The organism is Streptomyces sp. NRRL F-5135, assembly GCF_000719775.1.
In the GTDB taxonomy this organism is placed as follows: Bacteria; Actinomycetota; Actinomycetes; order Streptomycetales; family Streptomycetaceae; genus Streptomyces; species Streptomyces hebeiensis.
Genome location: NZ_JOHR01000003.1, coordinates 39,777 through 60,484, shown reverse-complemented (window position 1 = coordinate 60,484; position 20,708 = coordinate 39,777). Strand labels below are relative to the sequence as shown.

19 protein-coding genes and 3 pseudogenes are annotated in these 20,708 nt (G+C 68.5%); 9 read left to right on the top strand and 13 right to left on the bottom strand.

Annotated features, from left to right (window positions below; all coding sequences use genetic code 11):
* Window positions 1–186 precede the first annotated feature (186 nt).
* Window positions 187–987, top strand: a complete 801-nt coding sequence (locus tag IG02_RS0105630; protein WP_420707722.1) for a PP2C family protein-serine/threonine phosphatase — start codon at window positions 187–189, stop codon at window positions 985–987.
* A 165-nt stretch (window positions 988–1,152) separates the two neighbouring features.
* Here the strand turns inward: IG02_RS0105630 and IG02_RS0105625 are convergent, their stop codons facing one another.
* Window positions 1,153–1,713: a TetR family transcriptional regulator gene (locus IG02_RS0105625; protein WP_030742535.1), complete on the bottom strand. Its 561-nt coding sequence runs from the start codon at window positions 1,711–1,713 to the stop codon at window positions 1,153–1,155.
* Window positions 1,714–1,827: 114 nt separating this feature from the next.
* On the opposite strand from IG02_RS0105625, the gene IG02_RS0105620 reads away from it, so the two are divergent.
* The 3 genes from IG02_RS0105620 to IG02_RS0105610 all read left to right on the top strand — a co-directional run bounded on the left by IG02_RS0105620 (window position 1,828) and on the right by IG02_RS0105610 (window position 4,774).
* Window positions 1,828–2,520 (top strand): SDR family oxidoreductase, encoded by a 693-nt coding sequence (locus tag IG02_RS0105620; protein ID WP_030742533.1) that lies wholly within the window; start codon window positions 1,828–1,830, stop codon window positions 2,518–2,520.
* Window positions 2,521–2,579: 59 nt separating this feature from the next.
* Entirely contained in the window at window positions 2,580–3,635 is a 1,056-nt protein-coding gene (locus tag IG02_RS0105615; protein WP_030742531.1) for an aldo/keto reductase, read from the top strand.
* Window positions 3,636–3,769: 134 nt separating this feature from the next.
* Window positions 3,770–4,774: an NADP-dependent oxidoreductase gene (locus tag IG02_RS0105610; protein ID WP_030742530.1), complete on the top strand. Its 1,005-nt coding sequence runs from the start codon at window positions 3,770–3,772 to the stop codon at window positions 4,772–4,774.
* Window positions 4,775–5,438: 664 nt separating this feature from the next.
* Here IG02_RS0105610 and IG02_RS42545 read toward each other — a convergent pair.
* Complete coding sequence (locus tag IG02_RS42545; protein WP_051764500.1) at window positions 5,439–5,735, bottom strand: hypothetical protein; 297 nt, start codon at window positions 5,733–5,735, stop codon at window positions 5,439–5,441.
* A 416-nt stretch (window positions 5,736–6,151) separates the two neighbouring features.
* Here IG02_RS42545 and IG02_RS0105600 point away from each other — a divergent pair, with 416 nt between their 5' ends.
* The gene (locus IG02_RS0105600) at window positions 6,152–7,321 is read left to right on the top strand and encodes a PP2C family protein-serine/threonine phosphatase (protein WP_051764593.1); all 1,170 of its coding nucleotides are present in this window, start codon (window positions 6,152–6,154) and stop codon (window positions 7,319–7,321) included.
* Window positions 7,322–7,825: 504 nt separating this feature from the next.
* Here the strand turns inward: IG02_RS0105600 and IG02_RS0105595 are convergent.
* Window positions 7,826–8,368, bottom strand: coding sequence for a DapH/DapD/GlmU-related protein (locus IG02_RS0105595; protein WP_030742526.1), 543 nt, complete (start codon window positions 8,366–8,368; stop codon window positions 7,826–7,828).
* 102 nt (window positions 8,369–8,470) lie between these two features.
* On the opposite strand from IG02_RS0105595, the pseudogene IG02_RS40355 reads away from it, so the two are divergent.
* Window positions 8,471–8,619 (top strand): annotated as a pseudogene (locus tag IG02_RS40355) (IS982 family transposase); the annotation flags it as partial.
* Window positions 8,620–8,672: 53 nt separating this feature from the next.
* On the opposite strand, the gene IG02_RS42055 reads toward IG02_RS40355, so the two are convergent.
* The 7 genes from IG02_RS42055 to IG02_RS0105560 form a co-directional block, all read right to left on the bottom strand.
* Window positions 8,673–9,167: a hypothetical protein gene (locus IG02_RS42055; RefSeq protein ID WP_199813968.1), complete on the bottom strand. Its 495-nt coding sequence runs from the start codon at window positions 9,165–9,167 to the stop codon at window positions 8,673–8,675.
* Window positions 9,168–9,314: 147 nt separating this feature from the next.
* Window positions 9,315–9,578: a hypothetical protein gene (locus IG02_RS42050; RefSeq protein ID WP_199813960.1), complete on the bottom strand. Its 264-nt coding sequence runs from the start codon at window positions 9,576–9,578 to the stop codon at window positions 9,315–9,317.
* Window positions 9,579–9,683: 105 nt separating this feature from the next.
* Complete coding sequence (locus IG02_RS42045; RefSeq protein ID WP_030742524.1) at window positions 9,684–9,974, bottom strand: hypothetical protein; 291 nt, start codon at window positions 9,972–9,974, stop codon at window positions 9,684–9,686.
* A gap of 159 nt (window positions 9,975–10,133) precedes the next feature.
* Window positions 10,134–11,039, bottom strand: a complete 906-nt coding sequence (locus IG02_RS0105575) for an SCO6745 family protein (protein WP_030742521.1) — start codon at window positions 11,037–11,039, stop codon at window positions 10,134–10,136.
* Between the two features lie 57 nt (window positions 11,040–11,096).
* Window positions 11,097–11,987 (bottom strand): fumarylacetoacetate hydrolase family protein, encoded by an 891-nt coding sequence (locus tag IG02_RS0105570; protein WP_030742519.1) that lies wholly within the window; start codon window positions 11,985–11,987, stop codon window positions 11,097–11,099.
* Window positions 11,984–12,763, bottom strand: coding sequence for an SDR family NAD(P)-dependent oxidoreductase (locus IG02_RS0105565; protein ID WP_030742517.1), 780 nt, complete (start codon window positions 12,761–12,763; stop codon window positions 11,984–11,986). The genes IG02_RS0105570 and IG02_RS0105565 overlap by 4 nt, the downstream gene beginning before the upstream one ends.
* The gene (locus IG02_RS0105560; protein WP_234314614.1) at window positions 12,760–13,869 is read right to left on the bottom strand and encodes an epoxide hydrolase family protein; all 1,110 of its coding nucleotides are present in this window, start codon (window positions 13,867–13,869) and stop codon (window positions 12,760–12,762) included. The genes IG02_RS0105565 and IG02_RS0105560 overlap by 4 nt, the downstream gene beginning before the upstream one ends.
* A gap of 94 nt (window positions 13,870–13,963) precedes the next feature.
* Here IG02_RS0105560 and IG02_RS0105555 point away from each other — a divergent pair, with 94 nt between their 5' ends.
* Window positions 13,964–14,890, top strand: coding sequence for a LysR family transcriptional regulator (locus IG02_RS0105555; RefSeq protein ID WP_030742512.1), 927 nt, complete (start codon window positions 13,964–13,966; stop codon window positions 14,888–14,890).
* Window positions 14,891–15,257: 367 nt separating this feature from the next.
* Here the strand turns inward: IG02_RS0105555 and IG02_RS0105550 are convergent, their stop codons facing one another.
* Complete coding sequence (locus tag IG02_RS0105550; RefSeq protein WP_030742511.1) at window positions 15,258–15,581, bottom strand: ArsR/SmtB family transcription factor; 324 nt, start codon at window positions 15,579–15,581, stop codon at window positions 15,258–15,260.
* Window positions 15,582–15,629: 48 nt separating this feature from the next.
* Between IG02_RS0105550 and IG02_RS35945 the strand changes: the two are divergent.
* Window positions 15,630–16,601 (top strand): annotated as a pseudogene (locus tag IG02_RS35945) (MFS transporter); the annotation flags it as partial.
* Between the two features lies 1 nt (window position 16,602).
* The gene (locus IG02_RS42540) at window positions 16,603–16,902 is read left to right on the top strand and encodes a hypothetical protein (RefSeq protein WP_234314637.1); all 300 of its coding nucleotides are present in this window, start codon (window positions 16,603–16,605) and stop codon (window positions 16,900–16,902) included.
* A 140-nt stretch (window positions 16,903–17,042) separates the two neighbouring features.
* Here IG02_RS42540 and IG02_RS38180 read toward each other — a convergent pair.
* Window positions 17,043–18,275 (bottom strand): annotated as a pseudogene (locus tag IG02_RS38180) (transposase); the annotation flags it as partial.
* A gap of 15 nt (window positions 18,276–18,290) precedes the next feature.
* Window positions 18,291–20,258 (bottom strand): DUF4158 domain-containing protein, encoded by a 1,968-nt coding sequence (locus IG02_RS38175; RefSeq protein WP_063756729.1) that lies wholly within the window; start codon window positions 20,256–20,258, stop codon window positions 18,291–18,293.
* Window positions 20,259–20,708 lie beyond the last annotated feature (450 nt).

Here is a 20,708-nt window from a genome sequence, read left to right as displayed (position 1 = left end):
CCGTAAAGCACCACCTCATCGACCAGAACAAGCAAGCAGCCAGCGAGAAGGGACGGGCGCTTGGCCGAGTGGAACACCGGCCAAGGGCACCGTGGGTGCCATACCACCTGCCCGGCACCGGGCTTTTGGCGCGGGCCCTCGCGCTCCAGTCCTACTCCGGGGAACTGGCACGGCCAGGACAGGGCGATGACCTTGGCGGGGACGCTGGCGGCGGCGGAGACCGCGGCGCCCGTGGAGTCGCTCGACGTAGTGGCGCGCATACTCAAGGATCGTCTCAGGGCGAATTCTGTGTCGTTCCTGATCACCGACTTCACCGGCGGCTCGGTCGTACGGCTGGGGGCAGCGGGCAGCGTCGACACCGATGAACCCGCCCGGCGCATCACGCTGCGCGGCACCCTGTACGACGACGTGATCCGCACCCAGCGCCCGAGCATGGAGGACAAGGGCGAGGAGACGCTGGTGCGGATCGTCGCCCCGGTGACCAACCGCGGGGACGCCATCGGGCTCCTCGAACTGGTCCTGCCCGCGGCGCCGGACGCGGAGGTGATGCGGGAGATCGGCGAGACCGCGCACGCCCTGGCTTACATCGTCATCGCGAACCGGTCCTACACCGACGTGTACCAGTGGGGCCGCCGTACCGTCCCGCTGAGCCTGGCCGCGGAGATCCAGCACCGGCTGCTGCCGTCGTCACTGGCATGTGAGGCGGCGCAGTTCGCGGTGGCCGGGGCGCTGGAGCCGGCCGACCACGTCGGGGGCGACACCTTCGACTACGTGATCGACCGGGACACCGTCCAGCTCTCCGTCACCGATGCCATGGGTCACGACGTCGACGCCGCGCTGCTGGCCACCCTCCTGGTGGGCGCGCTGCGCCGGGCCCGGCGGGCCGGCGCCGGCCTGGCCGAACAGGCTCGCCAGGCCGACCAGGCTGTGCGCGAGCACGGCCGCCAGGGCTCCGTAGGCTCCAGAATCGCCACGCACTCCACGTGATGCGTCATCGGAAACATGTCCGGATTCCCCAGCTGGAGAAAACCGCAGGTAAGAGGGCCTTTTCCGGGCACCGGAACGGCCTGCCCCGGGCCGGAGCGTCATATGAGCGTCACGGGCGTGCCCCTCTGACGCCGTCATTCGCCCGGCCCCGGCTGCTGCCCTTGATCAGCCCGCTTCGGTCAAGGCTGCGTGCGCGGCGGCGAGGATCTCCCCGGAGAGCGGGGAGCCCTTGGTGGCACGGGACAGGACCAGCGCACCGAACAGCGTGCAGAGCCGGACGATGCCGTCCTGGTCGTCACTGGCCAGGAAATCGGCGAAGTCGGCCACCCCCTCGGCGTAGACGCGACGGGCCTCGCGCCCCCCGCCCTCGCGCGCGATGTCGGTGGCGAGCGCGGCGACCGGGCAGCCGTCCGCCGGGTCATCGCGGTGCTCGACGGAGAGGTAGGTGTCGATCAGCGCCTGCTGGGCGGCGGCGCGCTCCCCGTCGTGCCGCTCCAGCCCGGCGCTGTGGCGTTGGGCGAGCTCGGCGAAGGCGTGGGCGGTGGCCTCGTCGACGAGCGCCTCCTTGGCGGCGAACTGCTTGTAGAACGCGCCGTGGGTCAGACCGGCGGCCTTCATCAGGTCGGCGACGCTGACCTGCATGCCCTGCTCCCGGAACAGCCGGGAGGCGGTGTCCACCACACGCCTGCGATTCTCCTCCGCCTGCGCCTGTGATGCGCGACCCATGACCACCCCACATTTGGATGTCGACTGGCATCTATCATAGGCCCGCGTTTAGATTGAAGTCATAATCTAATCCCTTGCGGGTGGCCGAGGCGCCCGCCACAGCCAGGAGCGAGCATGGAACTGAAGAACGCGGTCGCGGTCGTCACCGGCGCCAACCGGGGCTTGGGAAGGCACCTGGCCGCCCAGCTCGTCGAGCGCGGCGCGAAGGTGTACGGCGCGGCCCGACGCCCCGAGACGGTCGACGTGCCGGGCGTCATCCCGCTGCGGCTGGACGTCACGGACGAGGCGTCGATACGGGAGGCCGCGCGCGTGGCGTCCGACGCGACACTGCTGATCAACAACGCGGGTATCTCCACCGGCGCGTCGCTGATCGGGGGCGAGGTGGCCGAGGTGCGCCGGGAGATGGAGACCAACTTCTTCGGCCCGCTCGCCGCGACCCGCGCCTTCGCCCCCGTCATCGAGGGCAACGGCGGCGGCACCGTACTCAACGTCCTGTCCGCCCTGTCCTGGTTCCACCCGGCAGGACTCGGCTCCTATGCGGCCTCCAAGGCGGCCGCTTGGGCGCTGAGCGACGCGACCCGTGAGGAGCTGGCACCGCGCGGGATCACCGTCTCGGCGCTGCATGTCGGCTACATGGACACCGACATGGCCGCAGGCGTGCCCGCCGATCGGAAGGTCGCCGCCGACGACGTCGCGGCCCAGACCCTGTACGGCATCGAGACCGGCCTGCCCGAGATCCTCGCCGACGAGACCAGCCGGTACGTCAAGCAGAGCCTGTCTGCAGCACTCCAGCCGAACGCGGGCTGACCCTCACCCCCGCCACCCCGGCGTGACCACCTTCACACCCCTTTTTGCAAGGACATCCCATGCGTTACACGACCTTCGGCCACCGGACCGGACTGCGCGTCTCCGAGTACGCGCTCGGCACCGCCAACTTCGGCACCGGCTGGGGCGCCGGCGCCGAGCCGGACGAGGCACGCCGAATCTTCGACCGGTTTGCCGAGGCCGGCGGCACATTCCTCGACAGCGCGGACGGCTACCAGTTCGGCGAATCGGAAGAGCTCACCGGCAAGCTGGTCTCCGCCGACCGCGACCACTTCGTCCTGGCCACGAAGTTCGCCCTCGGCGCCGCCCCGCAGCCGGACATCTCCAAGACCGGCAACAGCCGCAAGGCCATGGTCGCCTCGGTCGAGGCCAGTCTGAAGCGCCTGGGCACCGACTACATCGACCTGCTCTGGGTGCACTTCCCCGACGAGCTCACTCCAATGGAGGAGCTCCTGCGCGGACTCGACGACCTGGTGAGCGCCGGCAAGATCCACCACGTCGCGCTGTCCAACTTCCCCGCCTGGCGCGTCTCCCGCGCGGTAACCCTCGCGGACCTGAAGAACTGGGCCCCGATCGTGGGCATCCAGCACGAGTACAGCCTCGTCGAACGCACCGCCGACCGCGAGCTCCTGCCCATGGCCGCGAGCCTCGGACTCGGCGCCGCCCTGTGGTCCCCGCTCGGCGGCGGACTGCTCACCGGCAAATACCGCAGCTCCTCCGAGGGGCGCCTGCGCGACCTGGGCATGGTCATCCACACCGAGAGCACCGGCCAGAAGACCGCCGTCGTCGACACCGTTCTGGCGATCGCCGAGGAGACCGGCATGACGCCCGCCCAGGTGGCGGTGGCCTGGGTGCGCGAGCGCGCCGCCCGTTCCGTGGCCACGCTCGTCCCGATCATCGGCCCGCGCAACCTCTCCCAGCTCGACAGCTACCTCGGCGCCCTGGACGTCCACCTGACCGATGAGCAGTACACCCGCCTGACCGAGGTCAGCGCGGTGCCGCTCGGTATGCCCCACGAGGGAATCGCCGCCTCCCTGGACCGCCTCCAGGGAGGCGCCGCCGACCGCGTCACCGCCCCGGTCGTGCCGGTGGCCTGATGGGTGAACGCGGCTGAGGACGCGGTGCGCCAGCGCGCGGCCAGAAAAACAACACGAACTATCTCGTACTGGGAAAAGCCCGGGGCGAACGGAGACCCCGACCTTTCACGGACGGGAACGGAACGGAGACGACGATGAAGGCTTTCATGGTCGAGAACTACGGCGACCAAGCCGGGATGCGCGCCGCCGAAATACCCGACCCCCAGATAGGTGCCGACGACGTCCTGGTCAAGATCCACGCGGCGGGCATCAACCCGCTGGACCTCAGGATCCGCAACGGAGACTTCAAGGCGTTCATGCCCTACCGTCTCCCGCTCGTTCTGGGCAACGACCTCGCAGGAACGGTCGTCCGGGCCGGCCCGTCGGTCACCCGCTTCGCGGTGGGCGACGAGGTCTACGCCCGGCCCGACAAGGACCGCATCGGCACCTTCGCCGAACTCATCGCCGTCCACCAGGACGACCTGGCACCCAAACCGGCCACCCTCACCATGGCCGAGGCCGCCTCCCTCCCCCTGGTCGCCCTGACCTCATGGCAGGCACTGGTCGAGCGGGCACGGGTTCAGCCAGGCCAGAAAGTCCTCATCCACGCGGGCACCGGCGGCCTCGGCTCCATCGCCGTCCAGCTGGCCAAGGCGCTGGGCGCGCATGTGGCCACCACCGTGAGCACCGCCAAGGTCGACTTGGCCATGGACCTCGGCGCGGACGTCGTCGTCGACTACCGCACCCAGGACTTCGAAGAGGTCCTCCACGGCTACGACGTCGTCCTCGACAGCCTCGACGGCGAGAACCTCGCCAAGTCCCTGCGCGTTCTCAAGCCCGGCGGCATAGCCATCAGCGTCGCGGGCCCGCCCGACCCTGCCTTCGCCCGCGAACTGGGTGCGAACCCGATTCTCCGCCTGGCCATGACAGCCCTCAGCTTCACAGCCCGGCGCAACGCCAAGCGCCACGGTGTGTCGTACTCGTTCCTGTTCATGAAGGCCAGCGGCAACCAACTGCGCGAACTCACCCCCCTCATCGACACCGGGAAGGTCCGTCCCGTCATTGACCGCGTCTTCCCGTTCGAGCAAACCCTCCAGGCCATGGAATACGTGGAAAAGGGACGGGCAAAGGCCGGCAAAGTCGTCGTCGCAGTGACGTAAGGGCGGTGACGAGTCGCAGGCGCCCGTCACCTCCGACAACAAGAAGTCCCTGAACACCCCGCTCCCCGCCACACCACCTGAGGACCCGGCCATGAGCACGCCGCCCAGCTCCCCCACCCCGACGTCGTACAAGAACACCCCGAACCGCTCCGTTTCCGTGCGTGGCGTGGCCTTACCCGGCCCTTGCCGGACAGCTCGACCGGGTGGCCCCGTCCGCCGGAGGGGGCGGCAAATCCGTCGACGGGTCCAAGTCCATGCCGTTGGCATAGCCGCTGGTTGCAAGGTGCGTCTGCAAGGTGGTGTGGGTGTCGCGCAGCCACGTGAGTCTGCGGTCGACGGGGGTGGGGGCGGTCAACTGGTGCCAGCAGAAGCGGTGCTGTTCTCCGTCTAATCGACTTCCAGCCACGTCAGCCCCCTCGTTCGAACGAACCGACTCGAAGCACCCGTCGCCGACGAAAAGAACTGACACCTTGCCGCCGTCGTAAGTCACTTCAAGTCGAAGGCGGACCAGGAACCGCGGGTCAATGAGCGGCAACTCTCGGTGTTGCAGAGGGTGGAAGCCGGGCGCCCTGCCGTTTATGGGAGACCAGCTGGCTTCCACGGATAATCAGGCCCTCAACGCCGGGGACCGCGGCCCAGGACATCAGCCATTCCCGGGCGAGGGTCACATCGCCGTTTCCGGGCACAGCGTCCACGGGTCGGCCAGGTGGTGTTGGGCGAACACCGTATCCAATTGCACCCGGCACTCGGCGTATTGCCTCCGCAACAGTTCGTGACCGTCGATCTGGAGGGCATCGAACACGACGAAGTGGGCCGGCATCTGCTCAGCAAGCCGGGCGACAGTCGGGCCGTGGGAGGCCGCGCGTCGTTGCAGGGCCTCGAAGGACAGGTGCTCACCGGCCCACACCAGCAGTTCTCCACCGAGGATCAGGCCGCTGGGAAGCTCGGCCGCGGCGTGCACGAGGTCGGGGAATCGGGCCTGGATCAGTGCCCCGCGCCGGGACTGGATCAGGACGGGTCCGGGCGCCAGGGCCGGGGGTGAACACGAGGGCTCTGCAGCCGTCCTTCTCCAGACTTTGCCGTGCTCATGGGACATGGGCCCGTTGAAACGACTGGGGCTGCGAGTACGGCGGTGGGAGTGGATACGGCAGTGCCTCGTCGAGTCCCGGGACCAGACGGCAGCGCCGCGAGGCGGACGCCGGGTCGATTCGTCTCTGTGTACGTAGAGCTTGACCACCGCGCATGACCTCGCGCAGATTGACGCCTGCGGTGACGGTCACCAAGCTGGAGACGGGGCCGGTGGAAGGAGCCGTGATCGTGAGCGGTGGGCAGAGTGGACTCCCCCGGCTGCTGACCGCAGCGGAGAGGGCGGCACCGGTGGACGCCGTCGCGGTGGTCGCTGAGGACCTGCGGCGGCGGTTCGGGGCCACGCAGGTGTCCTTCTTCATTGTGGACCTGACGGGAAAGGCGGTGGCACGCCTGACCACGGCCGCCGGCGCGGAGGGTGGGCGGGAAGCGGAGCGGATTCCCATGTTCGGCAGCGTCTACGAGCAGGTGATCCGTACCCAGCGGCTGTATCAGGAGGCGACCGGCCAGGGACAGCGGGTGATCGTGCCGGTCACCAACCGCGGCGACGCCATCGGACTGCTGGAACTGCTCCTGCCCGCCAGCCCCGGCGACGACGTCCTTGACGAGGTCGGCGAAGCCGCCCACATCCTGGCCTACGTCGTGATCGCCAACGGACGCTTCACCGACCTCTACACCTGGGGCAAACGCTCCAGGCCCCCCACGTTGGCAGCTGAAATCCAGTACCAGCTGCTGCCCCCGTCACTGTCGTGCGAGGCTGCGCAGTTCACCTTGTGCGGGAGCTTGGAGCCCTCCGAAGACCTCAGCGGCGACACCTTCGACTACGCGCTGGACCGCGACACCCTGCACGTGTCGGTGACCGACCCCATGGGCCACGACATCGATTCCGCCCTGGCCGCCACCGTACTGGTGGGCGCCCTGCGCGGCGCCCGTCGTGCAGGAGCCGGCCTAGCCGAGCAGGCCCAGCGGGCCGACCAGGCCCTGGCCGACCACGGCCACGGTCACGCCACCGGGCAACTGCTGCGCATCAACCTCCACACCGGTCGCGCCCAGCTCGTCAACGCCGGCCACCCCTGGCCACTGCGCATGCGCGACGGTACTGCGGAAGCGATCACCTGCAAGGTGGACCACCCCTTCGGACTGCCCGTGTCCGTGCCCCACCCCTACCGTGTTCAGGACCTCGATCTGCGCTCCGGTGACCGTCTGCTCATGGTGACCGATGGCATGCTCGAACGTCATGGGGAGAAGGTCGACCTGCTCGCCCTGCTGAAGCGAACCCGGGATCTGCACCCGCGGGAGGCGGCGCTGACGCTGACGTCCGCGGTCCGGGACGCCGCCGGGGGCCGGCTCGCAGATGATGCCACCGTGATGTGCCTGGACTGGCACGGCCCCCAGGAGACCCTGCGACACGTCAGCTCCGGCGCGGACACTGAGCAGGCTTCAGCCGGCCGCACGAAGTAGTAGCCGTTGACCAGGGCGCTGTGCTGGACGGTCCCACTCGGCCAGTGCATGGCTCTCGCGCCTCGCCCCTTCATGCGCAAGCCTGAGTTCTCATATTGCTTAAGAGGTCGCGCGGATAGGCACTCTGCGGCGACGAGTTCCCAGTCCCCTGGAGCTCTGGCGAACGGATCTACGAGCGAGGGTGTGAGGCATCGGGCGGATGCCTGACCTGAGCACCCCTCCCTGGTAGCGTTCGCAGCATGTCTGCTGCTTCGTGCGCGGCCGCTTGTGCCGCAGTGACCAGGACGTCCCGCTAGCGGCGGGGCGTTCGACTCACACCTTCCTGGACGTCCAGCCGCTTCGTGATCAGACCGGAGCGGCACGTTCGTGCTGCTCAGAGCTTCCTCTGAGCAACGATCCTGCCCGAAGGCAGGTGCCGCAAGCCAAGGCGCTGTCCCTTCTAAATGAAGAATTCCAAGGGGTCTGGCTGCCCTCAGTCGGGCTCGGCGGGGCCACGAAAGACGGTCACCACTTTCGGTGCACGGTTGCCTTGCTGCCGGTAACCAGACTGGCGGGCGGAACGTCATCGGCCACGACTGCGCCAGCGGCGACCACGGCGTCTCGGCCGATGCTGACGCCGGGCAGGATGGTGGCACCGGCGCCGATCCACACGTTCTCCGCGACGTCGATAGGTGCGCCGGTGAGGTAGAGCCGCCGCTCCTCGGGATCAACCGGGTGGCCGCCGGTGATGAACGTGGCCTTCGGTCCGATCATCACGCGCTCGCCGAGGCGGATGCCGGCATAATCCAGGAACGTGCAGTTCTGGTTGATGAAGACGCGTTCGGCGAGGTCGAGGTTCAGGCCATGGTCCGTGTAGAAGGGCGGATAGATCGTGACTCTCGGCGGCAGTGGCTTGCCAAGGATCTGTTCAAACAGTTCCGCCTTGCCCGCTTCGTCTTCGAAAGGCAGGACGTTCAGGCGGGAGGTGAGCTCGGTGACCCGCAGGACCCTCTCGGCCATGGCCTGGAACTCGGCGCTGTGGATGCGCATGAGACGGTCGCTAGACATGCCACGATCCTTTCTGTGTACCAGTGGCTGGGCAAGGCTCACCGGATGATCAAAGCCAAGGGGGCCGCCGGAGACGAAAACGAGGGCACCCAAGATCGTTTTGTGACGAACAACCTGGATACCCTCGCGACGGAACTCTACGTGAAGACCGACGATCTACTGAAGGCGTCCCCTCATCTGGCGCCGGAGCGTCCAGCTGTGGGATCGCCCCGCAGCTCACTGACGCGGAGCTCGTCACGCTGGCGATGATGTTGGGCGACACGAGAACGTCAGTGGTCGGCGACGTTGGAAGTGTCAGTGGCGCTCACCGCCACGGATGCCGCAGGCGGTACTTCACACGGTCCCACCGGGCGGGCTCGGGCGGCAGCGGAGTCTGGTCGGTCCGACGGACCTTGCTCGCCAGGCAACGCTCAAAATGCCGCGCGACCACCCTGTCCGTCGGGGCTCGGACCAGTTGATGGCTGTCGAAGACCTTGACCCAGTTCTGGCCGTCTGCGTCCTGGAAGCGTGCAGCCAGGGCACTTGAGCCCGAGCCGTTATGCGTGTACTCCCTGGATCGGCCAGGCGGGAGCGGCCCTTCCGGGTCTCCGGTCTGCTGATCAGTGCCCCACTGATCAGCATTGAACAGGCCGACGGAGAGAAAGGGGCGGTCCGACATGTTGGTTACTCGTACGACGTGCGGGTCCCCTCCGTGGGGCGTGTTCGTGCTGAAGACGAGCTTGCGAGCTTCCTCTGCCTCTTCCTTGCGTCGGTCACGCAGGAGGATGTAGAAGCCGAGCAACAGCGAGCCGCTGGTCAAGATGGGGCTCGCCCATGCGGGGGTGACGCTGAGGCGAGCCCGGAAGCCGCCAATAGTTGATCTTGGAGCCTCTGGCGGGCAGCCGCCGAGGCAACCCGGTTCAACCCCGTCGGCGGGCAGCAGGGTCCCGCTCGGCGACGTGTCGGGCTACTGCGTCGACGCCGGGGCGGGCGTACCGCTCCAGGGAGCGGACAGAAGCGTGGCGGGAGCGGGCCAGCAGCATCGGGGGGAGGTGCCGCCCTCGGCGTCGTGCGTGAGCGCGGAGTGCCGCGGCCGGTGCAGGGTCCAGCCGTCCAGGTCCTCGATGTCCTCGGGTGAGGCGAGCGGGTTGGCCAGCAGCCGGGTGTTCTCCTCGAAGATCTCCTCCGCCCGGCGGTAGGAGAGCAGGGCCCGGCCGGTCTCTGGGCACACGTCGAGCGTCGGTGTCCCGGCCGGGGCCTTGCGGTCGGTGAGGAACAGCGGGCCGCGGGTGCGGCGGGAGATCAGTCGGGGCAGGAGCTGGGCGGTGCCGGACTGTCAGTGGATCCACTCTGTCGCCCCGCCCTTGGCGGTGATCCTGCCGCGCTTGTCCTGCGGGTACAGGTCCTCCACGTTCAGGCACAGCACCTCATCGGCCCGCGCCGCCGACTCGTAGAGCGTCCTCCGGAACGTCTTCTCCCGCAGGGCGACGTCCAGGCGCCACAGGGCGGCGATCTGGTTCTCGGCCAGGGCCTTGCTGCGGTCCGGCGGTGCCGGCCGCCGCTCGATAATGGCCCGCCGCAGGTCGCGGTGATCACCGTAGGCGCTCTGCCGCAGTAAATCCGGCATTTACTGCGGCACCACCCGAGCCGTCAGGTGCGCCGGAAGTCCGATAAGCGGAATCACTGCTACCGATGATCGCTGTACCGTCGACCCTCGCGCCCGGTCCAGCCCACAGCGTCACCCTGCGCTACATGTCCGTTCGTCGCGGCTACACGAGAACGGGGCCTACCTGGCGGCCTCCGGATCGGCGGACTGCGTGTCTGCCATCTCCACGCGGAAGGGGTATGTCCTGGCTGCGGTGAACGCGTCGTGGATCGGCATGATGAGCGAGGTGAGGCGACGGACGTTGGCGTCGCCGATCGGCGTCCACAGCGCCGCGCAGTGCTCGTCGGTCTCGACCTCGATCTGCTCGCGCGCCGCGATGCCGACATCGGTAGCGGTGCCGTCGGCGTTGAGCCAGCCGCGTGCGACGAGGCGTGTCGTTGCCGCAGCCACCTCCTCGTCGTCCCACAGCCGGGTGGCACGCGCGATCGCTTCCGGGAAGTGGCCTGTCGCGGTCTGCAGAACGTTGCAGTCACACGGCCCGAGGTCGTTGGCGGCGAGCACGGTGAAATGCGCGTCGCCGCGCCACTCGCGCGCCACCGTGATCTGCTGCCACAGCGCGACGAGCGGATCGGCTGGGAGGGGGACCGAGGCGTTGGCGGCAGCCATCGTCTTCCCGGCATAGTCGGCGCTCGCGACGACCGGGGCGATCAGCGATCGTGCCTCGGCGATCTGATCGTAGGTGAGGTTCACGTCGACGCGCTGCAACGCACGATCGACGGCTGCGAAGCGAGCGGCCTGCCACTGTTCTGGCGTCGCTATGTTCCACACGCCTGCCATGGCCTGTACCGACCGCGGGCTGAAGTTGTAGAAGGCCGCGAGCGTGACCTGCCACGGGACTGCGCCCATCGGGGCTGACCGGAACGCGAAGTACGCCGGTCCGTACTCGGTCACGCCCAGCTTGGCGGCCTCTTCCGGTGCCTCGGGGATGAAGTAGACGAACAGGTGGGTCGCGTTGATGGTGAGACTGACCTCGCGGACGCCATTCAGGTCCATGTCAGCGCGAGCGAAGGTGCTGGCGAGATGCATCGCGGTGGTCTCCCGGCAAGTGGAAGGATCAAGATCGTCTTTGGTGTGTCCGGTAAGTCAGGGCGGCTCTGGCGCGGTGATCCGTGCGGAGATCACGCCGAGTTCCTGCACTTCGATCCGGACTGTGTCTCCCGGTGCCAGGTAGGGGCGGTGGTCGGACAACTCCTGGATGCAGCCGGTGCCCACGGGGCCGCTGGCGAGGATGTCACCGGCTCGCAGCGTGGTGCCGCGCGACGCGTGCGCCAGCATCTCGCCGAACGACCAGTGGATCTCGTCCCAGCTGCCGCCGCCGTAATGCTCGTCGTTGACGTACCCGTCCATCCGCAACGCATAGCCCTTGCCCGAGCGGTAGGGCTCCAGTTCGTCGGGGGTGACGAGGAACGGGCCGAGGCTGGTCGAGGCGTCCTTGCTCTTGGACGGGCCGTACACGAACCCCATCTCGCTCGCGGAAATATCGCGTGCGCTCCAGTCGCAGTAGACCAGGTAGCCGGCAATGTGATTCTCCGCCGTGGCGGCGTCAACGTTCGAGCAGTCCCCGGCGATCACCGCTGCGACCTCGACCTCGTAGTCCCACGACTGAGCGCCCGGGGCGATGGGGACCTCGTCGTGCGGTCCCTTGATCGCCGCCGGGTTGGAGAAGTAGAAGAGCGGGTACTCGTACCAGACCGGGCTGACCGTGCCGTCGCCAACGGCTGCCTTACCCGCGTTACTGATGTGACGTTCGAACGCGGCGAAGTCCCGGACCGCCGGGGGCACCGGTATCGGCGCCAGCAGGTCGGCCGTGGCCAGCTCGACGATCTCAGCCGGTTCCCTGGTTGCGGCGGCCTCCAGCCCGCCTTCGGCGCGCAACAGCTCCAGCAGGTTCGTACCCAGGGCGTGGATTTTGTTGTCGTGCACCACGCCGCAGCGCGTGGAGCCGTCGGCGGAGCCGTAGCTGACCCACTTCATCGGGCAAGCACCTCCCGGGTGTGGTCGTAGAGCCGTCGTGCGTCGGCGAGGGAGGATGCCTGAGGGTCCAGGGGGATGGCGACTCCCTCACTCACGGCGACGGGGTGGCCCGGGGTGCCGGAATCCAGGAACGGCAGGATCTCCTTGACGGCGGTCTCCACGGGTTTACCGGTCGCGCGTAGACGGCCGATCTGCGCGGCCTCGGCCTGGTCGTAGTCGCCAGCGAAGCTCGTGGCGACGGTGCCGGGGAAGTTGTTCACGTACCGGATGGCGGGGTGACGGCCGACGAAGTCGACCGCGAGCGCGGCGTTGAGGATCCCGGCCTGGATCATCGCGGTGAGGCCGTGATACTGCGTCCGCTGCTGAAGGTCGTCCCAACGTGGGGGCCCGAAACGCCCGGCGCCGCCGAAGTTGAGCACGACCGGATCGGCGGCGCGGCCGAGCAGGCCGGCCAGGCCGTGGCTGAGCAGGAAACGGCTGAGGTAGGTCAGCGCGAAGTTGGACTCCAGGCCGTCGGCGGTCTCCGTACGCTGGGAGCGCTGGAACCGGGCACCCAGGACGAGAACGTCGATCGTGTCGAGTTCGGCGGAGAGCCGGTCGATCAGCCGCCTGTTCTCGTCGATGAGCTCCAGGTCGGCCCTGAGAAACCAGGCGCCGGGCTCGGCCTTGGTCTTGTCGGTCCCGACGACCACGACCCGATCCCCACGCCCGAGATAGGTACGGGCGATGCCGCGCCCGATGCCGTCCGTGCCGCCGGTGATCACGACCGTCTTCATGCGGCCACCGTCCGCGCGAACTTGACGATCTCCTCGACGAACAGCTCCGGTTGCTCCAGAGCGGCGAAGTGGCCGCCCGCGGGGATGTCGTCGTTGAAGTAGCGCAGGTCGTGATAGGCGCGCTCGGCCCAGATGCGCGGGGTGCGCGTCAGTTCGTCCGGGAAGACGCTGACCCCGACGGGAAGGTCCAGCTCGGTCGGAGCGAGCGGCTGCCGGGCGTACTCCCAGTACAGGCGGGCGGAGGAAGCAGCGGTGCCGGTGAACCAGTACAGGGAGATGTGGTCGAGGACCTCGTCGGGGGTGAGGGTGTCGGGCCGGGCCCAGTCGAGGAACTTCTCGTAGATCCAAGCGGCCTGCCCGGCCGGGGAGTCGGTCAGGGCGTAGCCGATGGTCTGCGGCCGGGTGCGCTGCACGATGTGGTATCCGGAATGGACGGCGAGGAAGCGGCTGCCCTGTTCGAGTGCGGCCTTCTCCTCAGGGGTCGGGTCGTCACCGACCGGTGGTGCGGCGAGGAACTCGGGGAAGTTGACGTGGATCGCGCGCAGGCCAGCCGGGCGCTGCGCCCCCATGCGGGTCGCGACGACACCGCCCCAATCGCCGCCCTGAGCCAGGTAGGAGTCATAGCCAAGGCGCTGCATGAGTACGCCGTACGCGCGGGCGATCCGGTCCGGGTCCCAGCCGGTCGAGGCGGGCTGGTCGGAGAAGCCGTAACCGGGCATCGAGGGGACGACGAGGTGGAAGCCGTGCCCGGTGAGCGGGGCGACGGTCTTGAGGAACTCCAGGAAAGAGCCCGGCCACCCGTGCAGCAGCAACAGGGGGGTGGCGTCGGGGCGGGGCGAGCGCACGTGCATGAAGTGGATGCCGAGACCCTCGATGGTCGTGCGGAACTGGCCCAGCTCGTTGAGCCGCCGCTCCAGAACGCGCCAGTCGTACCCGGTGGCCCAGTACTCCAGCAGCTCCTCAAGGCGCTCCCGCTGCACCCCCTGGCTGCTGTCCGGCGCTGTCTCCCGGCCGGCAAGGCGTACCCGGTGGAGCCGGTCCTTCAGATCCTCCAGGGCGCTGTCCGGAATGCCGATACGAAACGGTGTCACGCTGTCCGATGTCATGGTCACCACGGTGCGGCCGCGACGAGCGCGCAGTCCAATGATTGTTCCGATACACGTAATACGGGCCGCGTATAAGGCCAGCTAGAGTGGGATGGTGTCCGAACGCTTCCCCGCACCCGTGGACCTCGACCTCCGGCTGGTGCAGTGCTTCACGGTGGTCGCCGAGCACCAGCACTTCGGCCGTGCCGCCGAGGCGCTGCACACCACCCAGCCGTCGCTGAGCCGGCAGATCCGCCGCCTCGAGCAGCAAGTGGGCGTCCGCCTGCTCGACCGCACCACGCACGGCACCCGGCTCAGCGAGGCCGGCGAGGTTTTCCTGCCCCAGGCCAAGGGGCTGCTGCGCACCGCTGTCGAGGCGATGGCCCGCACACGTGCCGCGGCCCGGCCCAGCAGCATCACCATCGGCTACACCAAGGGGCTGGTCATCACCGCGGCCGTGCGGGCCCTGCGGGACCGCAACCCCGATGCCGAGGTCCACACCCGCCTGCTCGCCTGGAACGACTCACGCGGCGCGCTGCTGGAGCACCGCGTCGACGCGGTGGTGACACGCCTGCCGTTCCCCACCGACCGGCTGCGCGTCACCGTCCTCTACGACGAACCGCGCGTGCTGGTCGTGCCCCGGGACCACCGTCTGGCCGGCAAGGAGTCGGTCACCCTCGGCGACATCGCCGACGAGCCGATCCCCCACGTACGCCAGTCCGACCCGTTGCTGAACGCCTACTGGCGACTCGATCCCCGGCCCGACGGGCGGCCCGCACCCGATGGCCCCCTGGTCGAAGCCCTGGAGGACAAACACGAACTCATCGCCGCCGGGCAGGCCGTGGCCATCGGGCCGCCCCTCGACCACGCGACCGGCCTGCATCCCAGCCTCACCACCGTCCCGTTGCACGGGGTCGAACCGAGCCAGGTCGTACTCGCCACGCGCACCGGCGACCGCAGCCGTCTGGTCACCGCTTTCCGCAAGCATGCCGAAGCTCTGCTTACCGGAACCCACCGTGCGGGACCGATCCGCACGACATGATCAGCGGCGGCTCCGCCCGCATACGCAAGCGATCATGGCCCGTGCCTGGTCTGCCGCCACAGCGTCCCGACGAGATCGGCGGTCTCCTCCGGGGACGTCCTGCGCACCGCTGAACTGGACGACGCCGAGCGGGCCGCGCTCGATCAGGGCATAGACAGTACGGCGCGGTCAGGGCTGCACCTCGCGCGTCAGCACCACACCCGGTGTGCACCGCGCTCACCGCGCCCGATGCCAGCCTTTCAGCAGTACCCCGCCATCCAACAGAGCCGATCCGGCTGCCTGATGGCACCGCCCTCCCTTTCCCCTCGCGGGTTGAGCGGAAGAGTTCGCCCAGGCCGCCGCGAGCGCGACGTCGGGTGTCAGCCTTCTACGGCTGAGTGCGTGGGCGAGCTCCGTTCAGTACGGAGTCGAGCAGGCCGGGGAACAACGTGTCCAGGTCGTCACGACGAAGCCGCACCAGCCGGGATCGGCCCTTGACGGTGGTCCAGGTGACCCCCGCCTCGCGCAGCACCCGGTAGTGGTGGGACAGCGTCGTCTGGTGAACGTCGAGGTCGCCGCCGATGGCGTTGCAGCTCTCCTCACCGGTCACGGCGAGACGCTGGATGATCTCCAGTCGCACCGGATCGGCCAGCGCACGTAGCACCTCCACCATCCGGATCGCCTCGGTCGCCGGCTGGGACACCTCACGCATCGCTTCCCTCCATCCGTGCCAGACCTGAGCCTATCCACTCATTGATTCATGGACAAGCATCCATGTATTTCTTACGGTGTCGATCACCTACCTACGCGGCACTCCGGAAAGGCGGAACGATCCTTGTTGAAGCGACTCCTTCCCCTGGCCCTGGCGACGTTCGCCGTCGGCACCGACGGCTCCGTCATCGCGGGCTTGCTCCCCTCCATCGCTGCCGACCGTGCAGTGTCCACCCCGGCGGCCGGTCAGCTAGTGACGGTCTTCGCCTTGACGCTGGCGTTGTCGGCGCCGGTGATGGGAGCCCTCACCAGCGGCCTGGATCGGCGGTCGGCATTGCTGATCGCATTGGGTGTGTTCGTGATCGGCAACGCTGTCACCGCCTTGGGTACCAGTTACGAGGTGGTGATGGCGGCCCGGATCGTCACCGCCGTGGGAGCGGGCATCATCACCTCCGCTGCCTCCAGCACCGCGGCGGCCATCGCTCCGCCGGAACGCCGTGGCCGGGCCCTGGCCTTCGTGTTGGGCGGCCTGACCTTGGCGAACACGCCGGGACTGCCGCTCGGCACGCTGATCGGCCGCACCGACTGGCACATCACCCTGTGGGCCGTCGCCGGGATCGGCCTGCTGGCGATCGTCGGCATCATCGTCGGCCTCCCCAGCGTGATGCTCCCCGCCGCCTCGCTGCCCGACCGCCTGCGTCCGCTCAAACAGGGCCGCGTACTGGCACTGCTGGCGGTCACCTCCCTCGCTTTCCTCGGGGCCTACACCCTCTACACCTACATCGCCCCGGCCCTGCGGGACGCCACCGGCGGCAACGAGTCGCTACTTACCCTGATCCTGCTGGCCTGGGGCGTCGGCACCCTGGCCGGGAACATCACCGCCGGCCGCCTGGTCGACCGTCACGACTCCGCCCGCGTCCTCACCGGCTCCCTCGCCCTCGCGGCTCTCGCCCTGGCACTGACCCCGCTGGCGACACGCGCTCTCGCGCCCACCCTGGTCTGGGCGGCGGTCTGGGGCGTGAGTGCCGGCGTCATCGTCGTCCCGCAGCAGCACCGGCTCCATCGCCCTCAGCCCCGCCGCCGCGCCGGTCCTGCTCGGTCTCAACTCCTCCGCGCTCTACATCGGCGTCGCCCTCGGCGGCGGTTTCGGCGGGCTGGCACAGGAGTGGTTCGGGCTTGCCCCGGCAAAACTTGGGCCGGTGGCTGCCAGCGTCACCGTCCTCACCCTCCTCTGGCACCTGGGGACCACGCGTCGCCCCGTCGCGCCCGTCCCCGTGACGCCAGCGCCGACCTGGGCCGGCCCGGAGAAGTCCAAGGCGTGACTGGTCCCTCCTCATGGTGCCCCGGGTCGATACACGCTCCGGGGCACACCGTTCTGCACGGGCAGCCTCAACAGTTGGGTGGCACTGCAGAGGCGCCGACTCGTGCGTACGGGGCGGGCGTGGCGGAGTCCTTCGGTATGTCAGGCGGCTTGGCCGAGGCCGGCGGTGGTCAGGTCCTGGTCGCGCAGCGGGGTGAAGTCGACGTCGAGCTTCGGGTCGTACGCCTCGGGCTCGATGCCGAGTTCGTGTGTGGAGTACTCGCCGAACCGTCTGATGTGCTCGGTCAGGTACGGCGAGATGTGGCCCAGGTCCTCGGGGGCGATCTCCCAACCCTCCTCCAGGAGCTGGCGGACGATTTCGGCGATGTCCAAGGCGTTGTGGAAGATCACCGCGTTGGTGAGCAGCGCGTTGAACTTCATCGCCTTCTCCTGCTCGACGGGGTCGTTGTCGGCGATGACACCCTGGTTGCCGAAGCCGACCCACTGGGAGAACCGGTTGAACGACTCGACCTTGTTCGTCGCGGCGGTCACCCGCCGGCGCAGCGGCGCGTCCGTCAGATACCGCAGTAGCTGCACGGTGCGGATGACGCGGCCGACCTCGCGGAAGGCGACGTACGTGGCGTTCTTGTGCGACCCGGACCGCAGCCGCTTGGGCAGCGTCGCCGAGGAGATGGCGCCCTCGCGGACGGAGACGGCCACCCGCATCAGGTGCCGGAACTGGGACTCGATCAGGGCGAAGTCGATGACGTTCTTCCCGGCCTCGCCGAACAGGGCGTCGATGTGCACGTACTCCGTCTGCCTGCTGGGCCGGTAGAAGGTCAGGCCCTTCCAGTTCCTGATCCTGGGCATCAGATCGAAGCCCAGCAGGTGGGCGAGGCTGAGGACAGGCAGCGACTGGCCCTGGGTATCCGCGTGCACGGTGGTGGGCTTGACCTCGGAGGAGTTCTTGAGCAGGCCCTCGATGATGTAGACGGCCTCCCACACTCCGCACGGGATGAAGTGCGTGAACAGCGCGATGTAGGTGTCTGAGATGTGGCGGTAGGCGATGCCTCCCGGCTTCCCGTACTGGACGCTGGTCTCGGCGAGCAGGTTGTCGAGGTAGGTGTCCATGTGGGTGCCGTCCGCGGCCACGGCGGTGCCGTCGCCCCACGCCTGCGAGATGTCCAGGCGCGCGTGCGCGTTGACCAGGTCGGCGATCGCCTCGTTCAGCAGCACGAGGGAGAAGTGCCGGTTCGCCACGTACGCCAGCTCGTGCCCGCTCACGCCGGGGATGTGGCGGGCCGCCTCGTAGGGGCCCATGTTGGTGCCGTTGACGAAGGTGGTGAGCACGTACCGGACGAACGGGTCGGCGAGTTTCGGGTCGTTGCCCGAGGGCGGGCCGAAGCGGCGCTACCACTCCCCCCAGTACGCGGTCCGGGCGCAGATCCCGATCAGTGTGCGCTCCGGCATCCTCGCCTTGATCTCTTGCTCCAGCCGCTTCGCCGACGGGCGTTGCCCCTCCGAGCGGTGCGCCTTGAGCGAGGGGATACCGGTCGACGGGTCGATGACCAGGCTCTCGTTGTCCGGGTACCCGGCGTCCGCCTCCGCCGCGGCGGCCCGCAGCCGGTCCTGCAGCTGGCGGCGGAAGGACACGGCGTCAAACCCGTCGGCCTCGCCCTCCTCGGCGAGCCCGACCTCCACCAGGTAGGCGGGCAGCTTCTCCTCGACGACCTCCCACGCAAGCAGTTGCCCCGACCAGTCGGCGTACTCCTCCGAGCCGACCACCGCCACGTCGCCCGTGCGCAGTTCCTCGGCGAGGCAGGTGAAGACCATCGCCTCGAAGTGCTTGCGGACGAACTGCCCCGGCCTGCTCTTGTCGACCACGGCCTTCTGCCAGTTCTGCGTGGCGAAGGAGATGTCGATGTGCCTGCCGTCCTCGCCGATCGCGCTGATGTACTCGCCGCGGGCGGCCTCGTTGCGCTGCGCGTGCGCGAGCGCGTCCAGCACCCGCCCGTCCTCCGATGTGGCGGTGAACTGGAGCTTCTCTGCCAGGTCGAACATCAGCGCCCGGTCCCGGCCGATCTGCCCGTACAGCAGCACCTCCCAGAAGTTGCCGTGGTGGGCGGAGACCTTCTCGATCTGCTCGTACTGCTTCGCGAACCCGCCGAAGCTCTCCACGGTCTTCGTGACCGTGCCGAGCCCGCCGGCCTCCACCAGCAGGGCCTTCATCAGAGCGAGGACGGCCGGGGAGACCGCGCCGTCCAGGCGCCGGGCGACCTCCTCGACCGACGCCTGTTCGTCCAGCCCCTGAAGGGCGGCCACGGCCTCCGTAGTCATCTCGGCAGCCTTCACCAGCGCGGTCTGGGCCGGACCCCCGTCATCGATGTCCTTGAGGACACTGCGGTAGTTGCCGATCAGCGCCTCAGTCATCTCCCGCCCGGCGAGCCGGATCTCCTCCAGCTCCTCCTTCGCCCTCTTGACCTTCGTGCCCATACGCTTGCAGAACATCAGCGCCAGCTCGTCACGGACCCGCATCCTCGCCTTGTGCATCAGGCACGCCATCAGCGCGACCCGTTTGACCGGCACGTACGCCTTGAGCTCGGAGGCGTCCGCCGCATCCGCCTCCCCGGCGAAGTCCGTGACCTTCCGCGAGGCGACACCATCCATCCACACCCCGGTGTCGCCCAGCCCATCAATCCAGTCCAGATGCGTGATCAGCCGCTTGAAATGCGACCAGGTCGGACTCTGCGCGGACTTCTTCAGCCGGTTGTACTGAGTGGTGCCATCCGCGTCGCGTTCCTCCAGCAGCTGCAGCAGCCCCGCCCGCTCCACCGCGCTCATCCGGTCGTGGATACCGGTGCAGATCGACGTGTTCACCTCTTTGCGGACCGCCGAGGCCATCGCGTCGAGAGTGGAGAACGCGGGCAGCTCCAGCCCAGCCCCCACGACCCTCTCCAACGCGATGTTGATCAGATCAGCCGGACGGTTCTTCGCCGCGGCCTCCTTCCGAATCGATCCCTTCGCGAGCCGACGGGCTTCGGCCTGGTCATAAGTCGCCCCCACCCGGCGGCGCACCTCCGTACGCTGCCGCTCCACCGTCCGGCCCGTCGCCCACAGCGGCATGGTCTCTTCCGGCAGCTCAACCACGCGGCGGACGAAGTCGACCACCATCTCCGGGTATTCGTCCGGCTTCGGGAACCGGCCCATCCGCTGATAGGACTTCAATGCCAGCAGCAGCGCGAGCTGATGGCCGTCGGAATCCATCCGCTCAGCCGCCCACGCCGCCTCCTCCCGGGTCGGCGCGAAGAACAGATGCAGCTCATGCGCAGTGATCAGCCGCTTGAACCGCGGATACGCGGTCCGTTCGATCGAGGTCACAACCCACCCCGGCCCAGACGATGGTCAACATCACCACCAACGGCACTGAGCTGAATGGGTGACGGCCGACGACAGCCGAACCCCAAGATCAACTACTGGCGGCTTCTGGGTTTACCTCGGCGTCACCCCATGCGGGGACAGTCCCCCAGTCCAACCCTGTCATGGTCGGGTTCTGCGTTCACCGGCACCATCTGAAACCGGACTTGAGGTAGACCTGAGGAGCGTGCTGCTGCGCGGCTGGTCCTTCGCGTACAGCCTGCGGATGCTCTCCGAACCGTCGCCGCCTACTGATGTCGTCTGCCACGAGACTGTCAGTCGTCCTGCCACGTGAAGTGTCAGTGGCTTGGGTGGAAGGTGACGACGGGATTCAGCGGCTTGTGCGATGCCTTCCGGACGATGTGAAGCGTAGATAAGCGCAGCCCTCTCGCATCGCGCGCCCCTCCTGCTACT